Raw genomic sequence first — 13,989 nt, 5'->3', positions numbered from 1 at the left:
TGACATCCTGTCAGGCCATTCGACGAAATCCGTTTTATGTCGGGCAAATTAAGTCGCATTTCAGGCGGCTGCGCCGCCAAAAGAATCGCGCTCCGCGCGGGCTCTTTATGTCCCTTCAGAAGCCCCCTGTTTTGCGCCAGTCAGACGCCGGTAAATTTTCATGGACAGAAAATTAAGCGAAGGGGCGTAGGGAACGGGCGAAGCCTTTACCTCTGAGCGACCGGCGAATGACCAGCAAAGCAGGAATTGGGCTGATGCAGGGTGTCCTTTCTTTTCGCCACTTTTCTTATGGACAAGCAAAGAAAAGTGGCTCGCGCGCACTGGAGGCGCGTGAAAATAAGACAGGGAGGTCAATATCAAAGAGAAACTTATTACATGCGAATATCGGGTTGTCAGAGTAAGCGTTAACTAAAAGTCAGTGCACCAATCCTGACCCACAAAAAACGCCGGCAATTACCGGCGTTTTTTGTGGTTGTACAGCTTGTTTAGGTACGTGTCACATCCACATACACTTTCAGTTTCTGACCCGGTTGCAGGTATTTCTTGCTGTCCAGCTGATTCCATTTGGTCAGGTCTGCCACCCTGACTTTAAACTTACCGGCAATCTTGGCCAGTGAGTCACCGTTACGCACGGTGTAAGTCAGGCTGCGCATCACGGCGTCTTTGCGCTGTTCGTCGGAGACTTTGTCTACCCACACCACCAGTTTTTGCCCCAGTTGCAGCGGATCGGTGGGGGCCATGCCATTCCATTTCGCCAGTGAACGCATGTTTACCTTATAACTACGGCTCAGATCCCAGAAATTATCACCGGACACTACCGTATGGGTCAGCTGATAACGGGCGCGGCGTTTATCCTGTGTAGCCAGCAGGCGTTGTTCTTCCGACAGGCTGTAACTTTCCAGCGATTTCAACGCCACAGGGATCAATACAAAGTCACCAGCGACAATGGTATTACCATTAATATTGTTAACCTTGCGGATCACATCCACCGTGGTGTGGTATTCCTTGGCCAGCTTCAACAAACTGTCGCCTGAGCGAATTTTGTGCCTGACCCAATTTAAGCGGTCGCGCTCACCTAACGCCGCCAGTTTAGTTTTAAATGCTTCCACACGATCGACGGGTAACAGCAGGTGATGAGGGCCATCCGGATCGGTCGCCCAGCGATTGAACCCAGGGTTCAGTGCGTGTAGTTCTTTCACCGTGAGGCCGGCCATATCGGCGGCTTTGGCTAAATCAATTTGCGAGCCAACATCGACCAGCTCGGTCAATGGCTGATTGGCAATGGGAAACCAGCTTTCGTCCATTTCGCGGTGATTGACCAGGATGTCTTTCAGCGCCAGTAATTTAGGCACGTAGGCACGGGTTTCCTTTGGCAGATCAAGCGCCCAGAAATCGGTATTCAGGCCTTTACGCTTGTTGTATTTGATGGCGTTTAATACCCGGCCCTCACCACTGTTGTAAGCGGCCAGTGCATGCAGCCAGTTACCATCGAACATCTTCAGCAGGTATTCCAGATAATCCAGCGCGGCGCGGGTTGAGGCCATCACATCACGGCGGCCGTCATACCACCATTCCTGCTTTAAGCCGAAGCGCTTGCCGGTGCCGGGGATAAATTGCCACATACCGGCTGCGCGGCCATGGGAGTAGGCGAACGGGTCAAATGCGCTTTCCACGATAGGCAGTAATGCCAGCTCCATCGGCAGGTTGCGTTGCTCGATGGCGTCGATAATGTGATACAAAAACGGCTCGGCACGTTTGCTTACGCGCAACAGATAGTGCGGGTGTTTCAGGTACCAGTTACGTTGCTCGGTTACCCGCTTGTCGTCTGGTACATCAAAGCTCAGCTGATTGCGCACGCGCACCCAAAGGTCGGTGATTTCGGCGACTTCGGCATCGGTACTCAGTGGGATCTCGATATCATCCACCGGGTGCTCGGTCGGGATAATGCCTTCCTGACTGACCAGACAAGTCTCTTCCAGGGCATGTTCAGCGTGATCTTCACATTGTTTGGCCAGTTCACTGGCAATTTGCTGTTCTTCCAGTTGCTGCTGCTCTTCGGCACGTAACCATTCCGGGGTCAGGTTACAGGCGCTGATCAGGCTGACTGAGGCGATCAGGGCAGACACGCGAGCGATAGCAGAAATGGCAGTAGGTAAATTGTTTTTTATCATTATTCTGGGTACGGCTTAAAAGTTGTCTTTCCAGTGACGCAAGGCGGCAAAAACGGCCTCGTCATCGATTAATGCTTTACCGGCATGGCGCTCGGCCTGCTGGTGGACGTTGGGTTGTGCGCAACGTAAAAAAGGATTCACCGCAAGCTCTGTGCTGAGGCGTGACGGTATCGTGGGCAATCCCTGCTGACGCTGTGTGTTTGCCCACTGGGCAAATTGGACTAGCGCCGGGTTAGAAGGTTCCACGGCCTGTGCAAATCGAATATTTGCCAGGGTATATTCATGGGCGCAGTATACCTGAGTGTCGGCGGGCAGGGCAGCAATGCGTTGCAGCGACCGGTGCATTTGTGCCGGGCTGCCTTCAAATAAGCGCCCACAACCACAGGAAAACAGGGTATCGCCACAGAACAAATGGCCATTGGTGTAATAGGCAATATGATCCCGCGTGTGGCCTGGCACCGCGATGACCTCAAACTTGTGAGACATTCCGTCGATTTGCAGGATCTGCCCGTCAGTCACGACCTCATCAACCCCGTTAATCCGCTGGTTATCCGGCGCATAGACTTTGGCCTTGGGCCAGCGTGATTTAAGCGCACTGATTCCGCCGGTGTGATCGCCATGATGATGGGTGATCAAAATGGCGACCAACTCAATCCGGCGTTGGGTTAGTTCGCGGATAACCGGTTCGGCATCGCCCGGATCGACGATAACCGCCGTAAACTGGTCAGCGGCACTATTTACATCGCTCAGACACCAGATATAGTTATCATCAAATGCCGGCAGCGGATAAATCGATAATGTGGATTGATTCGTTTGCATGGGCCTATTGTGGCATAGAAGAGAGTCTCAGTGAAACCAGCCTACCTGCCTGAAAAACCGCGCCGCCCTCAGCACTGGCAAGAACTGCCACTGGGAGAGAATGTGCGTGATGCAGCAGAAACGGTGCTGAAAGGATTTTGCCGGCAGTTTTTTGGCTATCATCTGTTACAGCTGGGGGATCTCAGTAGCGAGATGAATCTCAGTGCGTGCCCAATCCGCCACAAAATCCGTCAGAAAACCCATCAGGACGCGCAAGCCGGGCTGGTATCCTCGGCGGAGGAATTGCCCTATCAGGAAAACAGCCTGGATGTGGTGGTACTGGCCCACGAGTTAGACTTCTCCCGTGATCCCCATCAAATTTTGCGTGAGGTAGACCGGGTGATTATTCCCGATGGCCATGTGGTGATTATTGGCTACAACCCGCTGAGTCTGGCCAACCTGACCCGCTTTATTCCGCTAAAACGCAGTTATCTGTTGCGTCAGGCACGCTTTTTTACTGCTGCGCGGATCAAAGACTGGTTGAGTCTGCTGGGCTTTGACATTGTCTGTGACGAGCGGCGCGTATTCAGTTCACTGCTGTTTAGCAAGGCATACAGTAACAACAGTAAGGTGCAGACCTTTTTGCAACGTTACCTGAGCTTGTTCGGCAGTGTATATGTGATTGTGGCGAAAAAGCGTGAGTCGACGCTCACCCTGATTAAGCCCAAATGGCGGGCGAAACCCAAGTTGGCTCAGGTGGTTTCCATGCCGGCAGGGCAGGCAAATACTCAATCCGACACCCCATGAACCTCTGATTTTCAACGGGGCTGCAAGCGACGTTGCCAACCTGTTGATGTGGGCTTTTGCGGCCAAGTTTGAGGTACAATGGGTTAATTAAGCTTCCAACCGGACAGTCTGCATGCAACAGCAAAATAACCCGCTTCACGGTGTGAAACTGGAAAAAATCGTCACGGATTTACAACAGCATTATGGCTGGGATGGTCTGGCGGCCAGAATTGAAATTAATTGTTTTCGCAGTGACCCGTCGGTCAAGTCATCGCTTAAGTTTTTGCGTCGCACTCCCTGGGCGCGCAGCAAAGTCGAGCAACTGTATCTGGCGACGTTTGTAAACTCGCCATGGCTACAAAAATAACGCCGGAGACAGATATGAGCAAAATGAATGACGATCAGTTGCAGGCCCTGATGATTGCCTTTACTTATATGCCTAAGCCAATTGAAGTCACGCGCTATGAATATGGTGAGCGCTATCAGATTGTATTGGATCAAATAGAGGCAGTGCGAAATGTGTTGCTGGAACACGATATTGATCCGGAAGAAGTCGGTGGTGATATCAACCCGGATATCACCCCGAATTCTACTTATTGATGATGTTTATGCGGTGATTACACCGACGCAGGTAAATAAAAAAGCCGCAAAAATTGCGGCTTTTTTTGTAAGCAAGGTGGGGTTGATTACACCTGAGCAAACTGTCGGATCAGGTTGTGGTAAACATAATGCAGTTTATCCAGTTGCTCGCGGCTGGATTTCCCCTCTGATATCAAGCCCTGAATGGCTTGATCCAGCTGAAACAAATTGTCTCTGAGCGTCACATCGCTGACCATACTTTGCATCCAGGTAATCGCGGCAATCCGCGTTCCTTTTGTGACAGCCGTTACCTTGTGCAAACTGCGTGACGGATAAACCACCGCATCACCGGCGGCCAGCTTGACCCGTTCCTCACCATAGTCGGTGGCAATGACCAGCTCACCACCTTCATACTCATCCGGTTCGGATAAAAATAAGGTCATGGACATGTCGCTGCGCAGTACCTCATGACTGCCCGGGATGCGCATAATTGCCGCATCCACGTGATAGCCATATTCCTCACATTCGCCATATTGATTAAACACCGGCGGAAAAATCCGCTGCGGTAATGCAGCGGAGATTAACTTGGGGGTGTCGCCCATGCGGCCCAACAGGTGATTAGCCAGTTCACGAATGTTGCTGTCACTGGCATCGGCCTGGCGGTTGCGTTTGACCTGAGCGGCCATGCCCATGGCGGTGGCTTTGCCATCCTGCCAGTCATGTTCACGCAGACGCTCCCGATATGCTTGCACTTCCTGTGCGCTGAGCAAATTTTTAATAATCACCATATGGGCCAGTCCTGTTAGAAGGTGTAATTGACAGTCAGGCGGGTGCTGCGACCATCGCCAAGGTACATAAATGAGCCTGAACGATATGCGGCTGTCCAGTATTCTTTGTCCATCACGTTACCCACATTAAGGCGCAGTGTCAGTTGTTCGCTAAGGTAATAGTTGGCAAACAGATTGACCACCGAGTAAGACGGCACCACGACGCGATAATCGTTGAGCGTGGTATCAAACGTGGCGGCGGTATCTGGCTGGCCACCATACATTTCGCTTTGATAAGAGAAATCCCCACCAAAGGCAAACTGCTCACTGGGTTGATAGCGCAGTTGCAGGTAGAAACTCTTATCGGCAAAGTTGGACAGGGCTAAGCCAATGTTGGCATCGTTGACTGAATCCAGCACTTCTGACGACATATCTGCCCAGGTCATTTGTACGCTCAGTTGTTCAGTAATGTCACCGACCAGGCCAATTTCATAACCTTTAACACGGTTTTTACCCGTGTTGAGTGTGCCAAGGGTGGAGTAGGCGTCACCGACCGACTCCATTACATCGCCTTTGGTCATCTGGAAAATCGCCGCGCTGAACATCAGGCTGTCATCAAATACCATCCATTTGGTACCCAATTCGATGTTTTCTACCGTTTCCGGGTCTGCCATTCGCGCCTGTTCCGGATCGCCGCAAATCCCGCCGTAACCGCAGTTGGCCCCTAAGTCTGATTCGCCGCCATTGATGTTGGTCGCGGTGCTGTAGGTCAGGTAGACATTGCCATCTTCGCTGATATCGTACACCACACCTAAATGGCCGTTGTAGATACTGTCGGAATAGGCGTAGAGGTTTTCCGTGCCACGACTTACCGTGTCATTGGCATAGTCAAAGCTATCCTGACGCAGGCCAAAGAACAGGTTCCATTGCTCAGTCAGGGCCACGGTGTCCATCAGATACACTGAGATGGTTTCGATATCAAATCTGGCGTCATAGGCGCCTTTGCTGTAGCTGCGCGCCATGAGTTGATTGATATTGGCCAGTGCATTGCCGTCAGCATCGGTTGCACAATAGGCCTGAGACACGCCATTTCGCCCCGGTACAAAACAGTTACCCGCGTTCCCATAGCTGATGTCATACACGCCGTTATCGACTGACTCATCGGTGTATTCCACACCCAATACCCATTTGTGCGACATATTGGCCCAATTGGTATCTACAAACAGGTTGAACTGGGTGGTCCAGTAACTGACATCCTGCCAGCCCTGGTGGGTTGATAAGCTAATGGTGCTGGCACCTGGTGCGGTGGGGTCGGAGGCATCACGTGTGCTGCCGCGCGCACCCGTGGTGATATAACCATTTTCAGTTTTACCAACCCGCGTCGCGTTATAGAAGCGAACGGTACCGTTGATTTGCCAGTCACTGCGCAGAGTAAAGGTTTGTACTTCTGAATTGAGGAAGTCTTCGTCCTGGGCATAAACCGGAATGTCTTTTAACGGCTTGCGTGTATCGGATTGTTGGAAGCTACCCAGATCAGGACGGTTTTTGGCGTTAAGCAGGTAAACATCGCCAACGAAATTCAGGCTATCGCTGGGTTCATACACGCCGGATAGCTGCAAACCATCACGCTTTTGGCTAATGCCTTCGCGACCGGGTTTGTCTTCACTGGCAGTCAGTGCATTGATACGCACGGCGGCGGTATCGGACAGCGGCTTGTTATAGTCGACGGATAAGCGAGTGTGCTCATCGCTGCCAATCGCGCCATCAATCCGGCCGAAATCATAGGAGGTAGACGCTTTTTTGGTGATGCTGTTCACTGCGCCGCCTGAACTGCCGCGACCGGCAAAGGTAGAGCTGGGGCCTTTGGTGATTTCAACCCGCTCGGTTGCAAAGCTTTCGCGGGTTGTCATGCCCGGGTCACGCAGACCATCAACAAACACGTCACTGCGCGCTTCGTGTCCACGGATAATATAACGGTCACCGAACGCGTTGCCGTTTTCACCTGTGCCCAGCGTCACGCCAGACTGCGCCGCAAGAATATCCTGCAAGTCGGTTTTACCGGATTCCTGAATTTGATCCTGGGTCAGCACGGTAATCGTCTGCGGAGTATCGACGATATCTGCGACGCGGCGCAGGTCGCCAGACTTATCGAAGCGATAAACCGAATGCTGAATGCCATGCACCTCAATCAGTTCAATTTCCTGCTGCTTTTTACATTCCTCGCGATTGTCACCTTTACAATCGCTGCTATCCGGAACCTGTTGCGCCAGCGCGTAAGGTGCGGATAAAGAAAGTGCCGCTGCGATAGCTTGTGCACCCAATGTCAAAGAAGGTGATTTGGCCTCTGCCATAATGGTTATTTTCCCGTTGTGGTTATCATCGGGATGCATGTTAATGAGAATTGTTATCAATTGCAATTAAAATGAGAATTATTCTCAATAAGTTGTGTCGCACGGTAAGCCACGTTTTATCTCGGCGGCAAAAGATATAAAAAAGCCGGGCAGGGCCCGGCTGATTATTGGTTTGGATGGGTTATTTAACCCGCATGCCTGGTTTGGCACCGGCGTGGGGCTCCATCACCCATAAATCTTTGCCACCCGGGCCTGCTGCCAGCACCATACCCTCGGAAACACCGAAGCGCATTTTACGCGGTGCCAGGTTGGCAACCATCAGCGTCAGTTTGCCCTGCAGGTCTTCTGGCTGATAAGCGGACTTAATACCGGCAAAGACCTGGCGGGTTTCGCCGCCTAAATCCAGCTCCAGACGCAACAGTTTTTCTGCGCCTTCCACATGTTCGGCTTTAGCGATCAAAGCCACACGCAGGTCAATCTTGGCAAAGTCCGCAAACTCGATGGTGTCGCTGATAGGATCTTTGCTTAATTCTGAGTCGGGAGCGACAGTGCCAGTGGGTTGCAGGTTTTCTTTAGAATCTTCAATCATGGCGTCAACTTTGCTCGTTTCTACACGCTGCATCAGCGCTTTAAATTTGCTTACTTCATGGTTGGTTAACAGTTGCTGTGCACTGTCCCAGCTCAGGGTGTCATTCAGGAAGGCTTCTGCTTCGGCGGTCAATGCCGGCAGGACCGGTTTCAGGTAAACCAGCAAGATACGGAACAGGTTGATCCCCAGTGAGCACACATCGTGGGTAAACTGTTGTTTTGTCTCGTCTTTGATAGTTACCCATGGGGCATTGGCATCAATAAACTGATTGGCTTTGTCCGCCAGCGCCATGATGTCGCGTACGGCGCGATTGTATTGGCGTTTTTCGTAATAGTCCGCAATTTGCTCAGCGGCCTGCTGGAATTCCGCCACCAGTTGTGGCTCCAGCACATTGGCTGACAGCGTATTGTCAAAACGCTTGTTGATAAAGCTGGCACAACGGCTGGCAATGTTCACCACTTTGCCAACCAGATCGGCATTGACCTTATTAACGAAGTCTTCAAAGTTCAGGTCGATGTCGGTGATGCCGTCATTCAGTTTGCTGGCAAAGTAATAGCGCAGGTATTCCGGGTTTAAATGATCCAGATAGGTTCGGCCTTTAATGAAGGTGCCCTTGGACTTGGACATTTTTGAGCCATTTACCGTTACGAATCCGTGTACATTGACGCCGGTAGGTTTGCGGAACCCGGCTCCTTCCAGCATGGCTGGCCAGAACAGGCTGTGGAAATAGGTAATGTCTTTACCAATAAAGTGGTACAGCTCGGCGCTGGAGTCTTTTGCCCAGTACTCGTCGAAGTTGAGGTTATGTTGGTCGCAGTAATTTTTAAAGCTGGCCATGTAGCCAACCGGTGCATCCAACCACACATAGAAGTATTTGCCCGGCGCGCCCGGAATCTCGAAACCAAAGTAAGGCGCGTCACGGCTGATGTCCCACTGTTGCAGACCATCGGCGAACCATTCTTGCAGCTTGTTGGCCATTTCCGCCTGTATTGCGCCGGCTTTCATCCAGTCCTGCAGCATATCGCTGAATTGCGGCAGATCGAAAAACAGGTGCTCGGAGTCTTTCAACACTGGTGTCGCACCGGAGATCACCGATCGCGGGTTTTTCATTTCGGTTGGATCGTATGTGGCGCTGCACACGTCACAGCTGTCGCCGTTCTGATCTTCGGCACCACACTTCGGACACGTGCCTTTAACGAAACGATCCGGCAGGAACATCTGCTTTTCCGGATCGAACAACTGGCTGATAGTGCGACGAGCGATATAGCCGTTTTCATTCAAGCGGTTATAAATCAGCTCACACAGTTCACGGTTCTCATCCGAGTGAGTCACGTAGTAATTGTCGTAAGCGATATGGAAATCCAGCAGATCCTGATGGTGTTCCGCGCGGGTACGGCTGACCATTTCTTCCGGCGTAATACCAAGCTCCTGCGCTTTGAGCATTACAGGGGTACCGTGCGCATCGTCGGCGCATACGCTGTAACATTGATGGCCACGCATTCGTTGGAATCTTGTCCAGATATCGGTTTGAATATGCTCAAGCAAATGGCCAAGGTGAATGGAGCCGTTCGCATAGGGCAGGGCACTGGTGACAAGAATTTTGCGTGGAGTCATAGCGGTACTGTGTTTTCCGGTTCTAAATTAGGTCAAAATAAAGGTGGGTGATGTTACCCAAATCCACCTTTTTTTGCATCGAAATTTCAGTTTTACACAAGGGTAGTGCATGTTTTTTGGCAAAAAAGCCCCGGCAGCAACATTTCTGCCAGATTTGGCCGCATTTTTTGGCCTTACTGAGCAACAGGTAACCAATTGGCCACAAGGCAATAACGTGATCGTGCCATTTGCCTGTCAGTCGCGCCACGAGGAACTTAAGCAGGCGCTTGGCGGTAACGTACAGATTAGCCAGGCGGTGACTGCAGTAGCCGCTAACACCGCGCCTGTGCCGGGAGTGAAAAATATAATTGCGGTGACATCCGGTAAAGGTGGGGTCGGTAAGTCGGCCACCACGGTGAATCTTGCGTTTGCACTATTTCAGGAAGGGGCGCGGGTCGGGATTCTGGATGCGGACATTTATGGGCCGTCTATTCCAATCATGCTGGGTAATGCCGGCCAATATCCAACCAGCCCGGATGACAAACATATGCACCCGAATCAGGCTCATGGATTGGTGGCCAATTCCATCGGCTATCTGGTTGAGGCGGACAAAGCCACCGTATGGCGCGGCCCGATGGCGAGTAAAGCGCTGATGCAGATGTTGCGCGAGACGTTATGGCCGGATCTGGATTATCTGTTGATTGATATGCCACCGGGCACCGGTGATATTCAGCTGACGCTGGCTCAGCAAATACCGGTCAGCGGCGCGGTGATTGTCACCACCCCTCAAGATTTAGCGTTGGCCGATGCCACCAAGGGCATTGCCATGTTTGAACAGGTGAACGTGCCTGTGCTGGGCGTGGTTGAAAACATGAGTTACTACCAATGCCGTGCCTGTGGGCATAAAGACTACTTGTTTGCCACCGATGGCGGTAAGAAGCTCGCGCAGCAGCGTAGTGTACCGTTATTGGGGCAATTGCCGCTGGATATTCAGATCCGTCAGCATGCCGATGATGGTACGCCGTTGCTGGTGGCCGAGCCGGATAGCCCGTTGAGTGCCAGCTATCGACAAGCCGCCCGTGCACTGGCGAAAGCCTTGTATTTACGTTCTGTGCAGGCCGGAGCGAAAATTCCGGTACACAACCAGGATTAACTGGGGTTTAATAACCGCTACCGCGAAAACCGCCTAAATCATTAGAAGAAAGAGAAAAATCATGCGCTTGTGCGATACCCATATCAAGGAACATCTGGACGCTGGCATTATCAAGATTGAGCCACCCCTTTCTGACAGTATGATCAGTGGTGTGACCGTGGATATTCGTCTGGGTAACAAGTTTCGCGTGTTTCAGGATCATCAGGCACCTTATATCGACTTAAGCGGCCCGAAAGCCGAAGTACAGGCGGCACTGGACTCGGTAATGAGCGATGAAATCGTGCTGAAAGACGATCAGGCGTTTTTCCTGCACCCGGGTGAACTGGCACTGGCGATTACCCATGAGTCAATCACTCTGCCAGCGGATATTGTCGGCTGGCTGGATGGGCGCTCATCGCTGGCGCGTTTGGGTTTAATGGTGCACGTAACCGCACACCGCATCGATCCGGGCTGGCATGGCAATATCGTGCTGGAGTTTTTCAATAGCGGTAAGCTCCCACTGGCGCTGCGCCCACTCATGAAAATTGGTGCGTTGAGCTTTGAGAAAATCTCCGGTCCGGCTGAGAAGCCATACAACGCGCGGGTTGATGCCAAGTATAAAGATCAGGCAGGCGCCGTGGCCAGCAGGATAAATCAGGACGAAGCGGATAAGTAATTGGTCGGTTTGCTCATATTGGCGCTGGCTAGTACCGTCATTAATGAAAAATACGAGCTTACGCCGTGTCCGGAATTAATTCAGCCCGAAAAACCTTTAGAATTGATCTGGCCGGGGGCTCCAGCCGGTGGGCTAAGCAATGACGGTCAAGTTCGTCATTATTTTCGTATTAAATTTGTAGTGCAAAAAGATGGCAAGACGAGCGATATTCGAGTCTTGGAATCTAACTCACGCATATTTCTGAGGGCGGCGCGGCGCACAATCGCCAACACAACCTTTAACCAGCCGGACAAACCCTGTGAGAAAATTGTCGAGTTGGTATACGAAAGAAATTTCTAAGAATCGGGGGCAAGGATGACCTTCAAATTCAAACACTATGCAGCTAAAACGGCTGCCCCTTTGGCAGTATTTAACACAGATTTATTCTTGATGTCCCTGTCTTTCGGATTGATTTCCGCGGTTTTTTCATACGCTGGGTTTCACTCTGAGGTGCCTCAATTGGCTTATCCCTGTTTGATATTGTCCGTAGGCTGCTGGATTATTTTTTTCTATGTACTGGTCAGTTTTATTATTGAGAAAGTACGCAATAGGTAATAGGTTATGGGTTATCAGCAATTCTGGTTTTACCCAAATTTGGCGAGTTGAATGCTAGTGCCAGTAAAATAATTCCACCGCCGAGGGCTAAGCGCAGCAGATCGGCATCCCGGTTCCATATCAGCACATTCACCACAATCCCCGCCGGGATCAGCAGGTTATTCATCACCGCCAGTGTTCCGACGTCAACCTGCGTGGCGCCTTTATTCCAGCCAAAGTAACCCAGCCCTGAGGCAATCACGCCCAGGTAAACCAGTACCCCCCATTGGGTGGTGGTTTGTGGCAATCTCTCAGGATTACCAAACAGCGCATAACAAATGATCGCAACCATGCTGGCACCCACAAAAAACCAGCCAAACACACTGTGCTGAGGAATATTCCGCTGTGAAAACTGACGTTTATACAATACCTGACCGGTGGCAAAGCACAGGTTAGCGCCTTGTACCAGCAGCAAGCCGGTTACGAAATTCTCGTTGATACCATCATAACGAATAGCTATCGCTCCCAACGTAGCCACGGCGGCGGCGAGCAAGAAACGTGGATGAAACTGTTTATCCAGCAGGTCATTAACCAGCGTGACATAAATTGGCGTCATCACTGTAAACAGCAATACCTCCGGCACACTGAGGAACAGAAAACTGTGGTAATAAAAGCTATACATCAGCCCAAGCTGGATTGCACCGGCACCCATCAGTAAGGCGATGTCTTTACTTACCAGCAGACGGGGCTTCAAAAAAGGCAAAAACACCAGCGTCGCCAGCAGGATTCGACTTAATACAGAAAACCAGGCATCTACCTGCCCAGACAAATACACACCAATCAAACTAAAAGAAAACGCCCAAAGCAGGGTAATAACGAATAACAGTGGCATGAAATTCTCAAACAGGTACGACAGCGGGGCATACTCTATCAGGGGACGCGGGTCACCTAAAGTAAAAACGGAAATATAGGGCCAGATTGTAATTTTCAGTTGTTTCCCAGTCTAATATTTAACCCTATGCTATCGCAACACGCCAATCTAGCGGTGGACTTGAGCAAAAGCTGTTACTGGTTTTTTTATGTGTGCCGAGTAAGGGTAAAGTAAAGAGAGGATTGTTGTTATGAAATGAAGATTTTTTATTTTTAAGTTTTCTGTCGCATCTAAATTAATTCAAGTTTAAAATTTTTTAAAGAAATTAATGATGAGATGGTGGGTAATTTTAAATTTTTAATGAAATTTTGGTTTTTTATAAGAAGGATATTTTGGGGGCGGATGTGAGATCAGGCTAATACCTGACCTCAGATGACTTACTATCTTATAAAGGTAAAACGTTCGCTGCCTGCGGACCTTTTTGACCTTGCTCAATAGTAAACTGAACTTGCTGGCCTTCGACTAAAGACTTAAAACCTTCAGCGGCGATCGAACGAAAATGTACGAAAACATCTTTGCCGCCGGTATCAGGGGTTAAAAAGCCAAAACCTTTGTCATCGTTAAACCACTTTACTACGCCATTTACAGAATTAGACATATAGAACTCTCTTTTTAATTAAATTGTGTTGGTGGTCAATCCACCAATTTAGCGATAAAACAGCAAAACATTAACCAGTAGAGCAAATGTAGATGCTAAATCGACTTTAATTAAAAGAAGAAAAAGGAAATCAAAAGCAGTAGCAGATAAGGCAGAACTTTTCTAAAGCGAAGTGATAGTACGTTAATTACTGTCCGCTGTATAGTATTAATTTTTTGTGTTTTATGCATTCATATGATGCAACTACTGACAAATAACTGGGCATATAAAATCTGCAACGCTCAGAAATATTTTTCTTATAAGATTATCGGCATGTAAACACTTGTTAATGCTCGTGTAATTTTTAGTAACTGAACAACGCAGATAGATGTGACCACTGTCTGATATCGCAAATGATGAATACTGGATTTATTTCGGAGGTCCTGTCAGCCACCCTGCGGGCCAT

13 protein-coding genes are annotated in these 13,989 nt (G+C 50.1%); 6 read left to right on the top strand and 7 right to left on the bottom strand.

The features are described 5' to 3' along the window. Positions 1-485: 485 nt before the first annotated feature. Positions 486-2,171, bottom strand: coding sequence for a LysM peptidoglycan-binding domain-containing protein (locus TK45_RS09365; RefSeq protein WP_131258384.1), 1,686 nt, complete (start codon positions 2,169-2,171; stop codon positions 486-488). Between the two features lie 15 nt (positions 2,172-2,186). Then, positions 2,187-2,990: a hydroxyacylglutathione hydrolase gene (gloB, locus tag TK45_RS09360; protein WP_131258383.1), complete on the bottom strand. Its 804-nt coding sequence runs from the start codon at positions 2,988-2,990 to the stop codon at positions 2,187-2,189. A gap of 30 nt (positions 2,991-3,020) precedes the next feature. Between gloB and TK45_RS09355 the strand changes: the two genes are divergently transcribed. The 3 genes from TK45_RS09355 (at position 3,021) to TK45_RS09345 (ending at position 4,355) form a co-directional block, all read left to right on the top strand. Further along, positions 3,021-3,776, top strand: coding sequence for a class I SAM-dependent methyltransferase (locus TK45_RS09355; protein ID WP_131258382.1), 756 nt, complete (start codon positions 3,021-3,023; stop codon positions 3,774-3,776). A gap of 112 nt (positions 3,777-3,888) precedes the next feature. Further along, positions 3,889-4,122, top strand: coding sequence for a VF530 family DNA-binding protein (locus TK45_RS09350; protein WP_131258381.1), 234 nt, complete (start codon positions 3,889-3,891; stop codon positions 4,120-4,122). A gap of 14 nt (positions 4,123-4,136) precedes the next feature. Beyond that, complete coding sequence (locus TK45_RS09345) at positions 4,137-4,355, top strand: penicillin-binding protein (protein ID WP_131258380.1); 219 nt, start codon at positions 4,137-4,139, stop codon at positions 4,353-4,355. 86 nt (positions 4,356-4,441) lie between these two features. Here the strand turns inward: TK45_RS09345 and TK45_RS09340 are convergent, their stop codons facing one another. The 3 genes from TK45_RS09340 to metG all read right to left on the bottom strand — a co-directional run bounded on the left by TK45_RS09340 (position 4,442) and on the right by metG (position 9,655). Further along, the gene (locus TK45_RS09340) at positions 4,442-5,122 is read right to left on the bottom strand and encodes a Fe2+-dependent dioxygenase (RefSeq protein WP_131258379.1); all 681 of its coding nucleotides are present in this window, start codon (positions 5,120-5,122) and stop codon (positions 4,442-4,444) included. Between the two features lie 14 nt (positions 5,123-5,136). Next, positions 5,137-7,452 carry a TonB-dependent siderophore receptor gene (locus tag TK45_RS09335; protein WP_131258378.1) on the bottom strand — a complete coding sequence of 772 codons (2,316 nt, stop codon included), beginning with the start codon at positions 7,450-7,452 and terminating at the stop codon, positions 5,137-5,139. Positions 7,453-7,633: 181 nt separating this feature from the next. Then, a complete protein-coding gene (gene metG, locus TK45_RS09330; protein WP_131258377.1) occupies positions 7,634-9,655 on the bottom strand; it encodes a methionine--tRNA ligase in 2,022 nt (673 codons plus the stop codon). Between the two features lie 109 nt (positions 9,656-9,764). Here metG and apbC point away from each other — a divergent pair, with 109 nt between their 5' ends. The 3 genes from apbC (at position 9,765) to TK45_RS09315 (ending at position 11,781) form a co-directional block, all read left to right on the top strand. After that, a complete protein-coding gene (gene apbC, locus TK45_RS09325) occupies positions 9,765-10,787 on the top strand; it encodes an iron-sulfur cluster carrier protein ApbC (protein ID WP_131258376.1) in 1,023 nt (340 codons plus the stop codon). A gap of 61 nt (positions 10,788-10,848) precedes the next feature. Continuing rightward, positions 10,849-11,442, top strand: a complete 594-nt coding sequence (gene dcd / locus TK45_RS09320) for a dCTP deaminase (RefSeq protein WP_131258375.1) — start codon at positions 10,849-10,851, stop codon at positions 11,440-11,442. Then, on the top strand, positions 11,443-11,781 hold the full coding sequence (locus TK45_RS09315) for an energy transducer TonB (RefSeq protein WP_131258374.1): 339 nt from the start codon (positions 11,443-11,445) through the stop codon (positions 11,779-11,781). A gap of 259 nt (positions 11,782-12,040) precedes the next feature. Here the strand turns inward: TK45_RS09315 and TK45_RS09310 are convergent, their stop codons facing one another. Both TK45_RS09310 and TK45_RS09305 read right to left on the bottom strand, forming a co-directional pair. Continuing rightward, complete coding sequence (locus TK45_RS09310; RefSeq protein WP_131258373.1) at positions 12,041-12,907, bottom strand: carboxylate/amino acid/amine transporter; 867 nt, start codon at positions 12,905-12,907, stop codon at positions 12,041-12,043. Between the two features lie 424 nt (positions 12,908-13,331). Continuing rightward, a complete protein-coding gene (locus TK45_RS09305; protein ID WP_131258372.1) occupies positions 13,332-13,544 on the bottom strand; it encodes a cold-shock protein in 213 nt (70 codons plus the stop codon). Positions 13,545-13,989 lie beyond the last annotated feature (445 nt).

The sequence above is a fragment of the Bowmanella sp. JS7-9 genome (assembly GCF_004329715.1).
GTDB classification, from domain to species: Bacteria; Pseudomonadota; Gammaproteobacteria; order Enterobacterales; family Alteromonadaceae; genus Pseudobowmanella; species Pseudobowmanella zhangzhouensis.
This window is presented reverse-complemented; position numbering and strand designations above follow the sequence as displayed.

Excerpts from the sequence above, each read along its gene's own strand:
- TK45_RS09365 (WP_131258384.1), bottom strand. The coding sequence starts at position 2,171 with ATGATAAAAAACAATTTACCTACTGCCATTTCTGCTATCGCTCGCGTG.
- dcd (WP_131258375.1), top strand. The coding sequence starts at position 10,849 with ATGCGCTTGTGCGATACCCATATCAAGGAACATCTGGACGCTGGCATT.
- metG (WP_131258377.1), bottom strand. The coding sequence starts at position 9,655 with ATGACTCCACGCAAAATTCTTGTCACCAGTGCCCTGCCCTATGCGAAC.
- gloB (WP_131258383.1), bottom strand. The coding sequence starts at position 2,990 with ATGCAAACGAATCAATCCACATTATCGATTTATCCGCTGCCGGCATTT.
- TK45_RS09345 (WP_131258380.1), top strand. The coding sequence starts at position 4,137 with ATGAGCAAAATGAATGACGATCAGTTGCAGGCCCTGATGATTGCCTTT.
- TK45_RS09305 (WP_131258372.1), bottom strand. The coding sequence starts at position 13,544 with ATGTCTAATTCTGTAAATGGCGTAGTAAAGTGGTTTAACGATGACAAA.
- TK45_RS09340 (WP_131258379.1), bottom strand. The coding sequence starts at position 5,122 with ATGGTGATTATTAAAAATTTGCTCAGCGCACAGGAAGTGCAAGCATAT.
- TK45_RS09350 (WP_131258381.1), top strand. The coding sequence starts at position 3,889 with ATGCAACAGCAAAATAACCCGCTTCACGGTGTGAAACTGGAAAAAATC.
- TK45_RS09335 (WP_131258378.1), bottom strand. The coding sequence starts at position 7,452 with ATGGCAGAGGCCAAATCACCTTCTTTGACATTGGGTGCACAAGCTATC.
- TK45_RS09310 (WP_131258373.1), bottom strand. The coding sequence starts at position 12,907 with ATGCCACTGTTATTCGTTATTACCCTGCTTTGGGCGTTTTCTTTTAGT.
- apbC (WP_131258376.1), top strand. The coding sequence starts at position 9,765 with ATGTTTTTTGGCAAAAAAGCCCCGGCAGCAACATTTCTGCCAGATTTG.